General features: G+C 37.4%; 16 protein-coding genes. 13 read left to right on the top strand and 3 right to left on the bottom strand.

Features of this window, described 5'->3' with window-relative positions; all coding sequences use genetic code 11:
- The first annotated feature begins 376 nt into the window (after nucleotides 1–376).
- The 7 genes from ED2_RS08755 (at nucleotide 377) to ED2_RS08725 (ending at nucleotide 9040) form a co-directional block, all read left to right on the top strand.
- Nucleotides 377–2872: a hypothetical protein gene (locus ED2_RS08755; RefSeq protein WP_016176601.1), complete on the top strand. Its 2496-nt coding sequence runs from the start codon at nucleotides 377–379 to the stop codon at nucleotides 2870–2872.
- Nucleotides 2873–2896: 24 nt separating this feature from the next.
- On the top strand, nucleotides 2897–5536 hold the full coding sequence (locus tag ED2_RS08750; protein WP_016176602.1) for a hypothetical protein: 2640 nt from the start codon (nucleotides 2897–2899) through the stop codon (nucleotides 5534–5536).
- 35 nt (nucleotides 5537–5571) lie between these two features.
- Nucleotides 5572–6069 carry a wall-associated protein gene (locus tag ED2_RS08745; RefSeq protein WP_005875254.1) on the top strand — a complete coding sequence of 166 codons (498 nt, stop codon included), beginning with the start codon at nucleotides 5572–5574 and terminating at the stop codon, nucleotides 6067–6069.
- 209 nt (nucleotides 6070–6278) lie between these two features.
- Nucleotides 6279–7313 (top strand): helix-turn-helix domain-containing protein, encoded by a 1035-nt coding sequence (locus ED2_RS08740; RefSeq protein WP_016176603.1) that lies wholly within the window; start codon nucleotides 6279–6281, stop codon nucleotides 7311–7313.
- Nucleotides 7314–7321: 8 nt separating this feature from the next.
- The gene (locus tag ED2_RS08735) at nucleotides 7322–7678 is read left to right on the top strand and encodes a hypothetical protein (protein WP_016176604.1); all 357 of its coding nucleotides are present in this window, start codon (nucleotides 7322–7324) and stop codon (nucleotides 7676–7678) included.
- 746 nt (nucleotides 7679–8424) lie between these two features.
- Nucleotides 8425–8706, top strand: a complete 282-nt coding sequence (locus ED2_RS08730; RefSeq protein ID WP_016176605.1) for a type II toxin-antitoxin system RelB/DinJ family antitoxin — start codon at nucleotides 8425–8427, stop codon at nucleotides 8704–8706.
- The gene (locus ED2_RS08725) at nucleotides 8696–9040 is read left to right on the top strand and encodes a type II toxin-antitoxin system PemK/MazF family toxin (protein ID WP_005875250.1); all 345 of its coding nucleotides are present in this window, start codon (nucleotides 8696–8698) and stop codon (nucleotides 9038–9040) included. Before ED2_RS08730 ends, ED2_RS08725 begins: the two co-directional genes overlap by 11 nt.
- Before the next feature lie 321 nt (nucleotides 9041–9361).
- Here the strand turns inward: ED2_RS08725 and ED2_RS08720 are convergent, their stop codons facing one another.
- Together ED2_RS08720 and ED2_RS08715 are read right to left on the bottom strand one after the other, a co-directional pair.
- A complete protein-coding gene (locus tag ED2_RS08720) occupies nucleotides 9362–9583 on the bottom strand; it encodes a helix-turn-helix domain-containing protein (RefSeq protein WP_005875249.1) in 222 nt (73 codons plus the stop codon).
- Between the two features lie 11 nt (nucleotides 9584–9594).
- A complete protein-coding gene (locus tag ED2_RS08715; RefSeq protein WP_005875248.1) occupies nucleotides 9595–10059 on the bottom strand; it encodes a DUF2975 domain-containing protein in 465 nt (154 codons plus the stop codon).
- A 1049-nt stretch (nucleotides 10060–11108) separates the two neighbouring features.
- On the opposite strand from ED2_RS08715, the gene amaP reads away from it, so the two are divergent.
- Genes amaP through ED2_RS08695 form a run of 4 tightly spaced genes read left to right on the top strand, consistent with a single transcriptional unit; the run spans nucleotide 11109 to nucleotide 12731 of the window.
- A complete protein-coding gene (amaP, locus tag ED2_RS08710; protein ID WP_005875247.1) occupies nucleotides 11109–11672 on the top strand; it encodes an alkaline shock response membrane anchor protein AmaP in 564 nt (187 codons plus the stop codon).
- A gap of 11 nt (nucleotides 11673–11683) precedes the next feature.
- Entirely contained in the window at nucleotides 11684–11872 is a 189-nt protein-coding gene (locus ED2_RS08705) for a DUF2273 domain-containing protein (protein ID WP_005875246.1), read from the top strand.
- A gap of 12 nt (nucleotides 11873–11884) precedes the next feature.
- On the top strand, nucleotides 11885–12442 hold the full coding sequence (locus ED2_RS08700) for an Asp23/Gls24 family envelope stress response protein (protein WP_016176606.1): 558 nt from the start codon (nucleotides 11885–11887) through the stop codon (nucleotides 12440–12442).
- A gap of 46 nt (nucleotides 12443–12488) precedes the next feature.
- Nucleotides 12489–12731 carry a GlsB/YeaQ/YmgE family stress response membrane protein gene (locus ED2_RS08695; RefSeq protein WP_005875242.1) on the top strand — a complete coding sequence of 81 codons (243 nt, stop codon included), beginning with the start codon at nucleotides 12489–12491 and terminating at the stop codon, nucleotides 12729–12731.
- Between the two features lie 186 nt (nucleotides 12732–12917).
- Here ED2_RS08695 and ED2_RS08690 read toward each other — a convergent pair whose 3' ends face one another.
- Nucleotides 12918–13277: a MerR family transcriptional regulator gene (locus ED2_RS08690; protein WP_005875240.1), complete on the bottom strand. Its 360-nt coding sequence runs from the start codon at nucleotides 13275–13277 to the stop codon at nucleotides 12918–12920.
- Nucleotides 13278–13438: 161 nt separating this feature from the next.
- Here ED2_RS08690 and ED2_RS08685 point away from each other — a divergent pair, with 161 nt between their 5' ends.
- A complete protein-coding gene (locus ED2_RS08685; RefSeq protein WP_005875238.1) occupies nucleotides 13439–13834 on the top strand; it encodes a carboxymuconolactone decarboxylase family protein in 396 nt (131 codons plus the stop codon).
- An 855-nt stretch (nucleotides 13835–14689) separates the two neighbouring features.
- Nucleotides 14690–16450, top strand: a complete 1761-nt coding sequence (locus tag ED2_RS08680; protein ID WP_060789749.1) for a 1-deoxy-D-xylulose-5-phosphate synthase — start codon at nucleotides 14690–14692, stop codon at nucleotides 16448–16450.
- Nucleotides 16451–16687: the final 237 nt, after the last annotated feature.

Below are 16687 nucleotides of genomic sequence, written 5' to 3'. Positions count from 1 at the left end.
GAATAGGTCCTTTACCTACATAGGCTCAATTCAAATGTGACAAAATCGTTAGAATAACGCCTCAGTGATAAATGATCCTTTCAGTTGTTCCGTATGGATATAGAAAAAATGACATTTCAATCATGGGTGAATTGCTTTAAATTTAAGAGGATAGAGCTTTTTCAAGTTCGGTCAAATAAAAAAAGCAAATCTTTTTTTGAAATTTATAGCTAGAACATAATCTGCATTTCAATTATAAATAACAAATAAAGGCTAGTTTGCTTTTTTAGATGTAACTACATACGTATAAAATAAAAATCTGTTGAAAAGTAAGCGATGTGATCAGGATAGCGATCAACGTATTTCAATGGTAAATGAATAAAAGGAGGAGAAATAGGTGAAAACCAGTAAAAAACTGTTACATAGTTCCTTGATCTTAGGACTGACTTTTGGAAATATCAGTGGTCCAGTTGTTGAGGCGGTCTCGTCGCTAGAATCCGTTGAACGTTCTGCAATTGGAAGCACGAGCAAAACAGATAGTACGAGTACCTCAGAAAAGAAGAAAGAAAAGACGACAGCCACAACAGCTAAAGAAAAAAGTACGACGGAGAGCAAAAAGAAAACGGAAAAAGAAAGTGTCAAATTACTTGAAGGGGAGTCCTTGTTACAGGGAGATACCCTGCTGCGTTCATTGGCTCAACCGATACCTGATAATCTGCCAGAGACTGATTATAATAATGACATTCTGATATCCGGCTGGATGGTTCGGGAGGTGCAAAGAAGGATCACCGCTAATTTTTCTCCCCAAACGGACAATTATGTTGTGGGGGATACGATCGCAGCAGATGATTTATTTTCAGGGTATAGCGGCATAGCTACTCCGCAGAATCATTCAGGATTTCCTACTTCTCTACTCACTATTACTCCTTATAATGTCAATGTATTGCAACGGATAGCCTTTTCGCCAACATTCGGAGTCACTATTTATTATATGGATGTCATTTCTGAAAGTGGAAATTGGCGGATGCGCATGTTACCAACGGATGATGCTGTCGGCAAAATACTTGCTGGAAAGCTTAATGCTACGTTTACTCGTTTAAAAGTTGCGCCGCCGCAAGAAGAAGTCTTCAAGGTACCGCGCTTACCAGTTAATTATGGGTGGAATAGTTCCGCTGGTACGCACTTAAACACATTTGTTGTCCCTGCTGAATTTAAAGTAGATGTTCCATTGACTATCGGGGCATTGACCGCTAAAGAAAAATCAGGTACACATGCCCTTGAACTACATGCAGCAGTGCCTGATCCAAAAGAGTATGTGGATGTTGGGAATTCACGTGGAAACGTTTCCTATCAATGGGAGGTGGCTCCTGATACTAGCAAACTGGGGGTGCAACCGGTGAGGGTCCGGGTAAGTGATCAGACGGGTAGGAGTGTAACCACGACCTTTAATATCAGTATAGAGAAATTAATCACCCCTAAATCAGGTACTTTTGATATTTTACAATATGATAAAGTCCCTGATCCTAAAGATTATTTTGATGTAGTAACGGCCCAGAAATATACATTAGAATGGATAAACAATCCAAGTACCTCAACTGTCGGTGTCCAAACATGGAGAGCACGTGTGAAAACAGAGGATGGTAGAGAAGCGGAAGCTGAAATAAAAATGAATATCAAAAGAAATGAAGGCCTGACGATCAAGTTAAAGCCGATGGAGAATCGATCAATAGGGAAAACGTATCCGACACTGGCAACTTCTTTTAAAAATTACGTGGAGTCTGTTACGATGCACGGTCGAGAGATCGATATGAATACCGTAGAATTTGTACCCGAAGAGTCAATCGAACCCAAAAATGATGTTGTCGGTCGACATTCAGTTAAAATGACTTTGCAAACGAAACATCCTGATAGCGGAACGATAATCAAAGGATCGGCTGAGACTTCGGTAAATGTTTCTTGGGGGCAGACGATCTTGATGCGTGCAAAAGATGGTAGATCAGCTGGGGCGTTCTCATTGAACTTAGATAGCTCTAATGCTTCTAATGCGACTATAGTGATGCGGCGAGGCTTGGATTCACCATGGAACGAAGCAGTCAATCCCAACGCGCAACAATTCGCACCGTATTATAAGTTTGAAGTGTTACGAAACGGGAATGAAATATATGCACAAGAAATACATAATCGTTCCACATTACAAGAGATCAGTGATGCGTTTGGAAGACCCAACAAGGCGATCACTGTTCAAATGAATGATCTCATCAAAATCACCCACCCAGAAAAGTCTGCAAACAGTTCAGTGGTAATGATCGATGAAAAAGAACATGATTTTACCTATGGGTCAGATTATGCATATTATCGAGTAACCCAAAACGGTTTTGTACCAGCGCCAGTAGTAGAAGCTGAAAGTGCAGGAAAAGTATTTGTTTTGGGAGAAGACACGCGCAATATTGATTCCGCAAGTTTAATCGAAAATGCAACGATCAATGGGGAGAAACTTGATAAAAGCGAGTACACCGTAGAAGCACTTGGTCATTTTGATACCAGTACGATCGGTTCTCGAAAAATGCGTGTCCGTATCAATATGAAAGATGGGATTGCTTCCGAAGAATTCGAGATCAATTATAGCGTTGGGTGGGGTAGTACGTTTGTCTTGAAAGGCTTGAATGATACAACTGTAGGTGCATATAGCTTATTAAATCAAAACGGTCAGTGGGCACTTCAGTCAAGTCAAGGTGTCAATGGAACAAACTTAAGTGGTTTCGTCAATAATCATTTTGGCCGAGAGACGTACTACAGTATTGAAGTGTTAGATGGGAGTACCAGAAAATACAACTATGAAGTAGCAGGAAATCGTTCGATTCGTGAGGCAATCAATGGCTTCAATAATGGATAGCCTCTAATTGTGGAGAAAGGGAATGTGATCAAGGTCTATCACGCAGAGACCAACGGGAAAAATCTGTTGATGGAAGATGAATTGGTCAAAGATTTCACTGTTGGTTCAAACTATGCGTATTATAAAGTGACGGACCACGGATTAGAAGCCGTTTTAAATGTTGAAGCAGATGCTGCTCCCCAGGAATTTTCTCTAGGGGAAACCACAAAGGGGATCGATGGCACCAAACTAATCAAGAGTATCAAAGTCAACGGAATCGAATTAACGAATAATTTGTATACTGTTACTCAATTAGAAGAGTTTGATACCACTTCTGCTGGATCAAAAAACTTACGGATCAAATTTGAAACAACAGATGGCATGGTCTCTAAAGAAATCACTGTGCCGTATGAAGTGAAATGGGTCAATACGATCCTGATGCGTTCGGCTACTGGAGATGCTGCTGGTGCCTTTTCGTTACGGATTGGGGATACGAATGCTTCATCGGTCCAGATTGCCATGACGAAGGGACTAGCTACGACTGGTGAAGATACAGTGGGACCTACCAATGATCCATATGGTCTTTACTATTCCTTTGAGGTTTTACGAAATGAACGAAGTGTGTACATGTATGAAGTAGCCAATCGTTTTACAGTGAACCAAGCCATCAAAGATTTTAATTATGGCAATGGATCGTTGAATGTTCAACTCAATGATGTTATTAAAATCTACCATCCTGAGAAAACAGCGAATAGTTCAGTCGTTATGATCGGAGAGCAGGAAAAAGATTTTACCTATGGGACAGAATATGCTTACTATAAAGTGACTCCTCAAGGCTTTGTGCCCGTCCCTGTAATGACAGCCGAAGGAGCGAAGAAAGAGCTTCTGTTAGGGGAAGAGACGCGCACGATCGATGCAAATCAATTGGTTTCAACTGTCAAAATCAATGGACAAGAGATCGATGAAAATCTTTACACAGTAGAAACATTATCAGATATAAGTACGCAGACGATAGGTACACGAAAGGTGAAATTGAAAGTGACGGCGAAAGATGGCTTGTCATCTGACGAGATCGAAGCGGAGTATACCGTTAAGTGGGGGGATTCTCTGGTATTGAAAGGACTGAATGATGCCACTGTTGGTGCGTTTAGTTTAGTTAAACAAAACAAACAATGGTTGCTTCAATCAACTCAAGGTGTGGATGGCACCAACTTAAGTAACCCAGTGAATAACTTGCTCGGGCGTCAAGTCTATTACCGCTTGGATGTGATAAAAGGAGTAAGTAGTAGCTATACCTATGAAGTCTTAGGGAATAGTACGATCGGAGAGGCAATTAATGGATTTAACAATGGCAGCCCACTTGCGATGGCTGTAGGGGATGTCATCAAAGTCTATCATGCAGAAACGAATGGCAAAAACCTCTTTATGATGGACGAAGTGGTGAAGGACTTTACGGTAGGTACAAATGAAGCGTACTATGAAGTGACGGAAGAGGGGCTTACACCGATCTTAGCAGTGAGTGTGGATTCGGCACCACAGGAATTCACGTTAGGCGACATCACGACAAATGTTGATGGAGCAAGTCTAGTGAACAGTGTGACTGTGAATGGTAGTCCATTGACACCGGGGCAATATACAGTAAAACAACTGGGTGAATTTGATACGACAACGGCTGGCAAAAAAGATCTACGAATCCAATTTGACACGAAAGACGGCAATATCTCTAAAGAAATCACGGTACCGTATGAAGTCAAATGGGGCAACACGATCTTGCTTAAGTCAGAAAATGGGCATTCAGCGGGAGCCTTCTCCCTGCATACAACGAATGGTTCTGGACGCCAATTAGCGATCCACACTGGTTTAGCTACACCAGCAGATGAACAAATCAGTAGCGACTCTTCTTTGTACTATTCGATTGAAGTCCTTCGCAAGGGAGTTTCTACGGATGCTCAAGAAATTCCTGGCAGTGCCACGTTGCAACAAGTCATGGATAACTTTGGCACCAATAAGGCCATCAGCGTCCAATTTGGGGATGTTGTTAAGATTTATCACCCACAACGGACAGACGGTAGTTCTGTGTTATATGTCAATGAATCAGAGGAAGACTTCACCTATGGATCACCTTATGCGTATTATGAAGTAACTGCCTATGGCTTCAAAGCGTTACCAGTGATGGAGGCTGAATCTGCCAACAAGGAGTTCTTCTTAGGCGTAGAAACAACTGAAACAAAATTGAATGACTTGTTTGCGGATGTGCGGATCAATGGTGAAACCGTAGATGAGGAAGCATATACGATCAAAAAATTATCTGATTTTGATACAAGTACGATTGGGGATAAAACGATTAAAATCCGCCTTGAAATGAAAGATGGATTAGCTGATCTTGAGATGGACGTGCCTTATAAAGTACGTTGGGGCAGTACGGTTGTCTTAAAAGGACTGGAAGATGCTACAGTGGGTGCTTTCAGTATGATCAATCAAGATGATAACTGGTCGATCAAAGCAACAAAAGGGGAAGATACGACTGTTCTGGAAAACCCTGTCAACAATGTTTTTGGACGAGATGTGTATTACCGAATCGAGGTCGTGGAAAATCCTGATGCGAAGAAAGTTGCCTCGCCACTTGAAGCAATCCGAACTTTACAAAATGGAGAAATGACTGAAACCAGCACACGCCTACTGTAGCTTCAGAACCGCCACTAGTGATCGTTAACGAGGGAATGCCGTTAGCTGAATCCACAGATAAAGTGAAATACAGCTATGAAGTGACTGGCAATATGACGATCGGGCAAGCAATCAAAGGCTTCAACAAAGGGCAGCCTTTGACAATTGATGAAGGAGATGTCATCAAAGTCTACCATGCGGAACCAGGAAGTCGAAACTTATTGATGCGGGATGATTTGGTCAAAAACTTTACCGGTGGCTCGAATTATGCCCATTATCAAGTATCGAACCATGAATTTGAACCAATCACAGATATCGAGGCAGATACAGTGACACAAGAATTGACTTTAGGGGAAGATCCTAGTGAAGTAGATCCGACGAAATTGATTGAAAATGTTCGATTCAATGGTCAAAAATTAGCCGAAAACCTATATACTGTAGAGCAAGTGGATGCATTTGATACGAACACAGCTGGACCAAAAACGCTGAATGTCAAAGTAGCGACAGCAGATGGGGTCACTGCAAGGGATGTTTCGGTGCCATATGATTCCTGATGTTTTGGAAGAAACGAAAAAAAGAAGACCATTCAGAAAATAAAAAAGTAGAGTAACGCAAGACCATTTTTTATTGAATTTAGAAAAAATAATTTTCTATCCCGAACAAACTTCTCTAAAATAAAGAATAGAAGCACTCAATTAGATGAAATACTCTTTAATTGAGTGCTTTTTAAATTTATTCAAGATGAAAGAATACGGTGAATAACATGTTCGATATTTTATCAAATAAATTAAAACGTCAGCTTCATTTATTAGAGTTGCTTTTTGAAAAAGAAAACTATCGCTTTCAGGACATAGAAAAAAAGCTGGCCTGTTCTGCAAAAACAGTAAGAAACGACCTAAATGATATCATTTCATACGCAAAAGAGATCCATATCCAAATGGATCGGGATATCGGTGTCACTGTAACGATTGCGCCGCATATCACAGAAGATTATATCTATCGGACGATATTGAAGGAATCGATCGAATTCCGTTTCTTAGAGTCGATTTTATTGAATCACTATGGCTCGTATTTGGAACTATGCGAAGAATTGTTCATTTCAGAAAGTACCTTGCGACGGATAGTGAAGAAAATCAATCAGGTACTTAAAAAACACCAGTTGACTATACGCGGACTAATCAAGATCATCGGTAAAAAAGAAACCATCACTCAATTGATGGCTTGTTTATTTCAAGAAAAGTATACTTGCTTAGAAGAAGTTTTTTCGCCAACCATTTGCAAAAAAAGCCGATGGTTCCTGACAGAACTTGATATGTATCACCAGCTTCAGAAAAGAATCCTGCAACTAGATCAAAAAGAAAACGATTTATTGCTTTTTTACATTGCAAGTACACTCACACAATACGAAAGCGTGGCAGAACAAGAGAGGGAAGAATCTGGGAAGGACAAAGAGACTTGGGATAATTGGTATAAAGAACAGATCGAACAAATGATCCACCATCCCTTTCTTCGTAAAATCTTGCGGTTGGATCAGCAGATGATTCATGAAAAAATGAGCCATATTCGGGCGATCATCGATTTAGCTATTACTTATCTGGAAATAAAATATCAAATTTTATGTACCGATCGTACTGATGTAATCGAAAGAGTTGCTTATGGCAGCACTGGTAGGCAAGAGTGCTCATATATCTTATATGACAGATATCGGATATTTTTTCAGCAATTCCATCCCTTTATCAAATCCATCCAAGTGGAGTTAGAAAAATATTTGATAAGAGAAAAAAAGACAATGAAGTAGATAGTGAGATGCTAGAAAAAATCGTGACTTGGCTGGTGTTTCATTGGCCTGCGGTGATAAAAGAAAAAGAAGTCGGGAAACAAGTGAAGGCGTTGCTAGTTATGGATGGTATCCATCATGCAGATTACATAGTAGGTAAATTAAAGCTGTATTTAGGGAATCGTTATCGGTTCATAAAGAACGATCTTGGATGTTTGAGCGATCAGGTAAGACTCAAAAACACATATGATTGTATCATATCAACAGTGGCACTCAGTCAGTCTTCTGGTATACCGGTCTTTGGCATTTCAGTTATGCCAAGGACAAGAGAAATACATAATTTAATCAGATTCCATCAACAAAATGTCAATGACTTTTCTCTTTGAAAAGTAAGCTGTTACTGATCTTTTTTATGGTGTAGCATTCCCCGAATTAGACGAATGATCCATTTGGGGAATGCTACACCGCGGGAAAAATCGGCTATTTATCAATAAGGACTGATGAATTTTGTAAAATGAAATCTGGATGAGCTCTCCAAAGATTTGCATGTGCAGACGTTTATGAACAAAGCAAATAATTTTAGGAACTTAGACACCGTATTTATTGATGCAGGAAAGCTTTCAAGAAATAGGCTAGATTATTTTAAAAATTTTGTCGATTATTATCTCTTTATAATCACGGATGATTCTATAGCAACAATTAACCAAGAAAAATAGGTAGTTGAATGATCAGAAATGAATGCCGAATCTAAAACGGTTGTGTTGCACAATTTTTCTGAAGTTCTTCATGAAGATGGAGTGGATATTCCTTTGATTAGTACAGAGGAGCAGTCATTTATTCTATCAAATTCCTCTGTGGATAGAAGATACCAAAATGCACTTCATAAGATTTTAAAATATATTTAGGCACAAAGATTATTTCTAGTGAAAATTTGATTTCAAAATATGTGTGGCCTTTTCTAACTTTAAAAATCAGTAATGAAGATGAAATTGTATTAAGTGAACATGAAGACGCAAGCTTGAGAACTATGTATTGGATTATTTGCAAATTACTAAAAAGAGTATATTATAATCATAAATATAGTATAATGGCATTAAAAAGAGTATAAATTACTCAAAAGGGGAGAAAGTTAATGAAGGTAAAAAATTCAACTGAAAAAAGTAGGATACAAGTTAGAATAGACAAAGAACTAAAAGAGAATGCAGAAATGATACTGGAGGAGTTGGGCTTAAATGCTACAACAGCAATTACAATTTTTTACAAACAAGTTGTCGCTAGAGGCGAATTTCCAGTAGATATAAAGCTAAGTGAAGAAGAAAAGCAAGCAATCAGATTGCAACAGCTAACTAAGAATATGCCGGTGGATGTTCTAGATACAGATGAAAAGTTAGATGTGTGGTTCGATGAAGCGTAATGAAATAGTGATGGTATACGTAGCATTTAAAGATGGTGGGAAAAGAAGACCAATCTTGGTAGTTAGTGATAAAAAAGATAGGGTAGAGTTCTTTGGAATCACAAGCCAATATGAGAATAAGTTAGAAAAAATAAAGAGAGTGTATTTTCCAATTACTGAATGGAAAGAAGTAGGTTTACAAAAACAATCATGGATTGACGTTGGTACTTTAAAGGCTATACCCAAAAGCAAAGAAAACATAACTTTTAAAAAAGTTGGAATGCTATCAGTAAATGATACGAAAAAGTTAAATAGATTTATAGAGAAAAATCGGCTCTTTGTCAATAAGGACTGATGATTTTTGTAAAATGAAAAAAGGCTGTGACAGAAGTGTTTAACTCCGAGAAATAAGAAGAAATTCACGAAAATTACTTTTCAAATCTTTGTGGATTTCGACTTATTTAAGGAGGAGTTGCTTCTGCTCCCGCCGTTTATTCGTTTTTAAAGCATGAAACAAAAGTGTTTCTTACTTTTGTATCATGCTTTTCTTTTGAAATTTCCGAAAAAAATGACTTTGGAAATTTCGTTTATTCGAGAGTCTATAGCAACCTGATTTTTAGATTTTTCCTATACTCGATGACTACACTAAGGAATCAGTTTAACAGCTTTTTTGTAGTTATTTTTCCATTGGCTCATCTTTTACGTATTCGATAATATCTCCAGGTTGACAATGCAAGACCTCGCAAATTTTGTCGAGGGTAGAAAAGCGGATCGCTTTTGCTTTGCCATTTTTTAAAATAGAGATATTGGCCATCGTGATCCCAACCTTGTCACTTAAGTCAGTTACACTCATTTTTCGTTTTGCTAACATCACATCCAAATGGATAATTATTGCCATCTTCTCACTCCTCACACAGTTAAATCAGACTCGTTCTTTAAATAAATTGCTTCTTCCAGTAGACGGCAAAGGGTAGTCGATAACACATAAATAGCGAATGGGAATAAAATGATAGAACCACCGAGAAGCATGATCCCAGGTGAATCACTCAAATCTGCTAAAAGATAAAACTTAGGCAATAAGCCACAAACAGCTAGAACAATCAGCAGTAAGGCACCACGTAGTTGTTTGAAGATAGCTAAGCTGGCTGAGGAAAAGACTTGATTATTCGCTGCTTGGGTCAATAATCGGAATAATCTACTGCCAATGAATAGACAGTTCAAAAGAATAAAGTAAAGCATACCCACCATTAGAAGGGTTTGCCAATCATAGGTGTGGGGGGCGCTTGTAGTCACTTGGACGGTTAAAAGCAATCCAAGAAGGATAAAACCAAGATTTAAGAGGACCACAATCATTTTTGTAAAAAATACGTTCATATACATCATTCCTTTTCGTTATACGATATATCTTTATTGTTTATCGATAAATAGAGAGGTGAACGAAAGCCTCTTCTTTTTGAGAAAAGGCGATCTAACGAATCAATATTATTATTTAAAGCTGTAAAACCATTACTAAAGATTAACTATTTCTCATTTAAACAATGTATTCCCTAACCACTAATACATCCTTGTAACCCTGAAGTTACGCCAGTGGGATTAAATTTCAACAAAACAAATTAAAATGTCGCATAACATATTTTTCGTACTTTCTTTATTATAGCATGATATGCACAAAATAAATAGTTAAATCTTTCGTAGTCCTACTGATCGATGCAATAGTTCTTTAAAGATCGTACCCGCTGAAACATTTGGCAACAATAGAAACGTACCTATGATTGGTTGAGAAAAAAGCTTGTAAAATTTCTTACTTTTTTCGATAGTTCTGTAATAAAAGAACAAAAATAAAGAAGAAAAAGGATTCCCAAAGCGTAGTCGTCCAGCTGAATTCCTTCGAAACACCAAAAAACAAATTACCAACATTTTACACAATTAGATAAATTATTGTTGTTATACAGGCATAAACGATTTTTTTTACCATGAGAGCACCTCACTTATCGATTCAAAAGAATCTGTTTTTTTTAGGTTATCACATTCAAAAAAATTAGATGAGCTAATTTCAGTATAATTCATTTTATGCTTTTTTGAAAAGGGTAACAACGTTGAAAACATCATGTTTTTAATTTTTGTATAAAATCCTGTGATCGATGAATAATCAGAAAAATCTAATAATTGATTTGTTTTTTGTAATATTAATTGAGCATTATCTTTGCAATTTTTAATGTTGGATACTATACTTTAACTATACCCAATAGAAAAAAAGCAAAAAATACTTTTGAGTTTATTCGTTATTTATGTTTATCGGGCTAGAAGTAGAGAAAACGCCTATCCGAGTCAGCAATGGTTGGTAGCGCTTCGATATTCTAGGCAGTTGGCTTTTTTAGATAACGAAAAAATATCATCAGTATAGTAAGGGTAGGAGGTGGAAAATGAATAAAGGGTGGAAGATAATCGGTATTATCGCAAGTTTGTTTTTATTATCCGTACTTCTAGGTGTAGCTGTGATCAATGCCCCGTATATCATGCCAAAACAGTTGGAAAGATTTCGCTTCTTCGTTATCACAAACTACTATATGCAGCAATATCTATTTTGGGCAGCTGTCGTTTTTGCTATTCTTGTGTTTATTTTGTTATTGGTCGTACTATTCTATCCAAAATCAAAAGGCACATTTGTACTAAAACAAAAGGACGGTACACTGACGTTGGACAAGAAAGCAATCGAAGGATTGGTTCGGTCACAATTGCATGAAGAAGAATTTGTTGGTTCGCCGAAAGTAAAAATACGTTCAACGAAAAACAAGATCAATGTTCATGTGAAAGGCGATTTAAAACGTACATCTTCATTAGTTGGAAAAACAAGTGCATTGATGCGAGAAATCGAGCAAAAAGTCAGAAACGTACTTGGCACAGAGCAAAATATTGGTGTAGCTGTGACATATAGTGGCTATGAAGAGCAAAATACTAGAGACAACAAGCACTCTCGAGTAGAATAGGAGGGACTTAAATGAAAGAATTATTTTCAACATACAAGCTCCCGATTATTTTCGGGGGACTTGGGTTACTACTAGCTATCTTATGGCTTACAGTAGGCTTTTTTAAAACTCTTTTGATAATCATCATGACTGCGATTGGCGTAGGAATTGGTTTTTATTTAAAAGAAACAAAAATTTTAGATCATTTTTTTAAATCATAGGAGGAATAAAAGATGGAAAACAAAGAGATGAAAAACATGAACGTAACTGCTAACGGTACTCACACAGAAGACAGCCATATCTCTAAAGGTGAATTGACTTATGAAGATAAAGTCATCCAAAAGATCATTGGTTACGCATTGAAAGATGTTGACGGATTATTGACACTTGACGGCGGCTTCTTCTCAAACATCGCTGAAAAATTAGTCAATACAGATAACGTTACTGCTGGTATCAATGCAGAAGTCGGCAAAAAACAAGTAGCTGTTGATTTAGACGTTGTTGTTGAATATGGTAAAGACATTGAAGACATTTACGAACAAATCAAAGACTTGATCAGTCGCGAAGTAAACGACATGACTCACTTAGATGTGATCGAAGTGAATGTGAACGTCGTAGACATCAAAACACAAGAAGAATATGAAAAAGATCAAGAAACTGTCCAAGATAAAGTGACAGATGCAGCAAAAACAACAGGACAATTTGCTTCAAAACAAACAGATAAAGCAAAATCTGCTGTAAGCAAAGGAACACAAAAAGTAAAAGATAACGCGGAACCTCGTGTACAATAATAAAAAGAAAAAAACTGGAAAAAGTAGCATATAGGAGGAAATTAAAATGGGATTTATTTGGTCATTAATCGTTGGTGGTATTATCGGAGCAATTGCAGGAGCAATTACAAATAAAGGGTCTTCAATGGGCATCATTGCAAACGTGATCGCTGGTTTAGTTGGGTCTGCAATCGGACAAGCTTTGCTAGGTTCATGGGGACCAATAATCGGTGGGATGGCAATCGTTCCTTCATTGATTGGAGCAATCATACTTGTATTGATCGTCTCTTTCTTTGCTCGTAAATTATAAGAGGACTTTTAAGTCGATCCATTAAGTAAGAATATGTAGTAGGGACAGATGTGTGAAGAGGATAAAAAAGACTTTCATGAAAATCATCGTTGATGAATTTCAGGGATTCGACTTTATCTCTCGGAGTACAACACATCTGTCCCTTTCTCTATGGATAGAAAGAGTTCAGACGTCGTTTGGACTTTTTTAGTTTACTTTCATTTCTTGATATAGTTGTATTTTTTTCTCTAAGAAATCAATGTGATCGTTGATTTGATTTTGTTGTTCGTATAACGAGTCTAATTGATCGAATAAAAGTTTGATTCTATCAGGAATTGTTTCATCCCCCTTGTAACGAAGCTGCGCATATTCTTGCATATTTTTGATAGTCATGCCAGTTTTCTTTAAGCGGAGGATAAATTCTACCCAAATCAAGTCTTTCTCTGTATAAAATCGTCTATTGTCAGCACCACGATTCGAAAATATCAGTCCTTGTTTTTCATAAAAGCGAAGTGTATCAATCGTTAGTCCGCACATTTTAGAAAATTTACCAATCGAATAATGCATAGGATTCGCTCCATTCTCATTGCTGTATTTTATGTCGTAGGCTACTCTCATTACTGTTGATTGTCAATGGTGAAAATAAAAAATATTGACATGGACAGTACTCTAGCATTTAATCTTATTTCAACCACAAGAAATAATGTGGACTTTAAGGAGGTACCATTATGACAAATACGGAACGTTTTAATGACGGATTGAAAAATTTGGAAAAAATTGATCGTCAAGCTGGACAAGCGGTGATTGATTCACTGGAAGGTTTACCACAAGACATTGGCCGCTATATCATTGAGTTTGCTTTTGGTGATATCTATGATCGTGATATTTTAAATCTTAAAGAACGAGAAATGATTACTATTACAAGCTTACTAACCCAAGGAGATACAGCTCCTCAACTATACGTTCATATCAATGGTTCGCTAAATGTTGGTTTGACACGAGAACAAATCATTGAAACGTTTATCCAAGCCATTCCATATGTGGGATTTCCCCGAGTATTAAATGCAGTGACAGTTGCTAAGCAGGTATTTGAGGAGAGAGATGAGGGGAAAAGTGGGCTTTAGATTATTTGGACGCAAATTTTTAACTCTTAGTACTTTAAAAAAATGCGGATACGGTTTTATTTTTTAACCTTTTATTAACACTAAGTTTTTTAATCCTATGGTGGAAAGAGATCGAGACAGAAGATATGGAGACTGGGACAGAAGTGTTTCCCACTTTTGTCCCACACCCTTCTCTATGGATAGAAAGAGTTCAGACATCGTTTGGACTTTTTTGTCTTCATTGCAAACAATATTTTTACTTCTAATAATAGTATGTACGCATCTGATACTTATTGATTGCCGAAGATTTTTGTCGTTCATGATGCTTTTTCAGTATGTTCGGGAGACCTTCACAACAACAGAAAATCAACATGCTAAAATCGAATTGTACATAAATAAACTATAGAAAGTTGGGAATGACGTGGAATCGCAAATGTCGCGAAAGACAAAACTTTTCTATTTAGTGATGAGTTTGGTCATAACATTGGGAATATTCTTTTTGTATTGATGCAGCTATATCAATAGAAGATCCAAGGACCTTTAAGTCTTCAGGAAATATTTATAGTAGCAAAGATGGAGAATGGGATACTTTTATACAGAAGAAGCTCAGAACCAAAATGAAGAGACAGGCTCCTTGTTTTTATAATATCCGCAAGTGTTCACAATGAAAAGAGAAACAGCTGTTTGATGAAAATTTTAGAAAGTTACATATAGATGTTTACTTGCTAGAAAAATCGCTCCTCTTTTTTTTATTTTTTTTGAAAATCCCCTTGACTTAGAGTTGACTCCAAGTAGTACAATGATTCCTGTGCTAGAAACTCTATTTTCTTGCAAAAAGCAGCGCGAATAAGTAGCTGATAAGGGAGAGAACAATTCATGACTACAACTGAACGTATATTGGACAAAGTAAATGGTCCTGCAGACGTTAAACAATTAACAATTGAAGAAATGACGTTATTAGCTGATGAAATGCGTCAAATGATTTTACAGAAAGATAGCGCAGTCGGTGGACATGTGGGTCCTAACCTAGGAGTAACTGAATTAACGATTGCCTTTCATTATGTATTTGATTCACCAAAGGATAAAATCGTTTGGGATGTGTCCCATCAATCTTACGGGCATAAATTATTGACAGGCCGTAAGAACGGTTTTGAAGAAGGACATTATCATGAAGTAACAGGCTATTCTAATCAACATGAAAGTGAACATGACTACTTTACGGTAGGGCATACATCAACTTCTATCAGTTTGGCTGTAGGTTTAGCAAAAGCCCGTGATTTGAAACATGAAACAGGAAATGTGATGGCATTTATCGGTGATGGTTCAATGAGTGGTGGTTTGGCATACGAAGGATTGAATAACGGCGGAGCATTGGACTCAAATCTGATCGTATTGGTCAACGACAATGAAATGTCGATTGATGAAAATCACGGTAGCTTGTATCAAAATTTGGCAGAATTGCGTGAAAGCAATGGTCAAAGTGACAATAACTTGTTCAAAGCGATGGGATTTGACTACCGTTATGTAGCAAATGGAAATAATCTTGAAACAGTTATCCAAGTATTTAAAGAAATCAAGGATATCGATCATCCAATCGTTCTTCATGTGCACACTGAAAAAGGTCACGGATATGAACCTGCAATTGAAAACAAGATGAAATACCATTGGCATGTTCCTTTTGATCTAGCAACTGGTGAAGCAAAACATCCAGCAACTGGCGAAAGGTTGAATCAAGCAATCATTGCCTACTTGGATGAAAAAACAACGAATAGTGAGACACCAATCGTTGCTGTCAATGCGGCAATTCCAGGTATGTTTGGTTTGAAAGAGTATCAGAAAAAACATCCAGATCATTATTTTGACGTAGGTATCGCGGAACAACATTCGATTACTTTTGCATCAGCTTTAGCTTCACAAGGGGTTCGTCCAGTAGTGTTCCAATCAAGCACATTCTTACAACGTGCGTATGACCAATTATCACATGATTTAGCAATCAATGAAAATCCAGCCGTGATTTTGGTCGGAGGTGGAACGATCTCTGCAAGCGATCGTACACACCAAGGAACATTTGACATTGCGTATCTTTCAAGTATCCCTAATATCAAATATCTTGCACCTGCAACTAAAGAAGATCTACTTTCAATGCTTGACTGGGCATTGACGCAAACAAAACAACCAGTAGCAATCAGAATTCCAACACATGGCGTACAACATGGTGAAGCAATTGCCAAAGATTACTCGACACCAGCGTACCAAGTGTTGAATGAAGGCGAAACTGTAGCTGTTTTGGCTTTAGGTGGGTTCCTTGAACTTGGAAAAGCAGCAGTGGAAGAATTCAAAAAAGCAGGAATCGATGCAACATTGATCAATCCTGGAACAATCACAGAATTTGATCGTGAAACATTGGATCAGTTAAAAGAAAACCATCAAGTAGTTGTGACTTTAGAAGATGGTAGCCTGGCAGGTGGTTTTGGCGAAAAAATCAGCCGTTATTATGGTGATTCTTCTATCAATGTCTTGAATTTTGGTTCTAAAAAAGAATTTACTGATAGCATTCCAACACAAGAACTCTACGAACGTTATCATTTAACGCCTGCACAAATCGTTGAAGATACACAAAAAGTACTTTCTAAATAGTATTAGTGGTACTATTCGTAGAGCAACGAGTCAAGAACTTTAAGAACTAAGAGGAAGTCTAGAAACTGGCTCATTGATTTTTGTCCAATTTTACTTTTTGGTGACTGCTGTTCTTCTTAAGTGTTTAAAAATAAAAATGAGGTAAAAGTGAGTGATTACTTTTACCTCATTTTTTTATTTATGAATAGAGAAGTAGATAACGACATGATATTTACTATATAATTATTATGTAAACAA

This window comes from Enterococcus durans NBRC 100479 = LMG 10746 (genome assembly GCF_001544215.1).
GTDB classification, from domain to species: Bacteria; Bacillota; Bacilli; order Lactobacillales; family Enterococcaceae; genus Enterococcus_B; species Enterococcus_B durans.
This window is presented reverse-complemented; position numbering and strand designations above follow the sequence as displayed.

Excerpts from the sequence above, each read along its gene's own strand:
- ED2_RS08720 (WP_005875249.1), bottom strand. The coding sequence starts at position 9,583 with ATGGCAATAATTATCCATTTGGATGTGATGTTAGCAAAACGAAAAATG.
- ED2_RS08685 (WP_005875238.1), top strand. The coding sequence starts at position 13,439 with ATGACAAATACGGAACGTTTTAATGACGGATTGAAAAATTTGGAAAAA.
- ED2_RS08700 (WP_016176606.1), top strand. The coding sequence starts at position 11,885 with ATGGAAAACAAAGAGATGAAAAACATGAACGTAACTGCTAACGGTACT.
- ED2_RS08715 (WP_005875248.1), bottom strand. The coding sequence starts at position 10,059 with ATGAACGTATTTTTTACAAAAATGATTGTGGTCCTCTTAAATCTTGGT.
- ED2_RS08680 (WP_060789749.1), top strand. The coding sequence starts at position 14,690 with ATGACTACAACTGAACGTATATTGGACAAAGTAAATGGTCCTGCAGAC.
- ED2_RS08690 (WP_005875240.1), bottom strand. The coding sequence starts at position 13,277 with ATGCATTATTCGATTGGTAAATTTTCTAAAATGTGCGGACTAACGATT.
- amaP (WP_005875247.1), top strand. The coding sequence starts at position 11,109 with ATGAATAAAGGGTGGAAGATAATCGGTATTATCGCAAGTTTGTTTTTA.
- ED2_RS08735 (WP_016176604.1), top strand. The coding sequence starts at position 7,322 with ATGCTAGAAAAAATCGTGACTTGGCTGGTGTTTCATTGGCCTGCGGTG.
- ED2_RS08705 (WP_005875246.1), top strand. The coding sequence starts at position 11,684 with ATGAAAGAATTATTTTCAACATACAAGCTCCCGATTATTTTCGGGGGA.
- ED2_RS08725 (WP_005875250.1), top strand. The coding sequence starts at position 8,696 with ATGAAGCGTAATGAAATAGTGATGGTATACGTAGCATTTAAAGATGGT.
- ED2_RS08730 (WP_016176605.1), top strand. The coding sequence starts at position 8,425 with ATGAAGGTAAAAAATTCAACTGAAAAAAGTAGGATACAAGTTAGAATA.
- ED2_RS08745 (WP_005875254.1), top strand. The coding sequence starts at position 5,572 with ATGCCGTTAGCTGAATCCACAGATAAAGTGAAATACAGCTATGAAGTG.
- ED2_RS08740 (WP_016176603.1), top strand. The coding sequence starts at position 6,279 with ATGTTCGATATTTTATCAAATAAATTAAAACGTCAGCTTCATTTATTA.
- ED2_RS08695 (WP_005875242.1), top strand. The coding sequence starts at position 12,489 with ATGGGATTTATTTGGTCATTAATCGTTGGTGGTATTATCGGAGCAATT.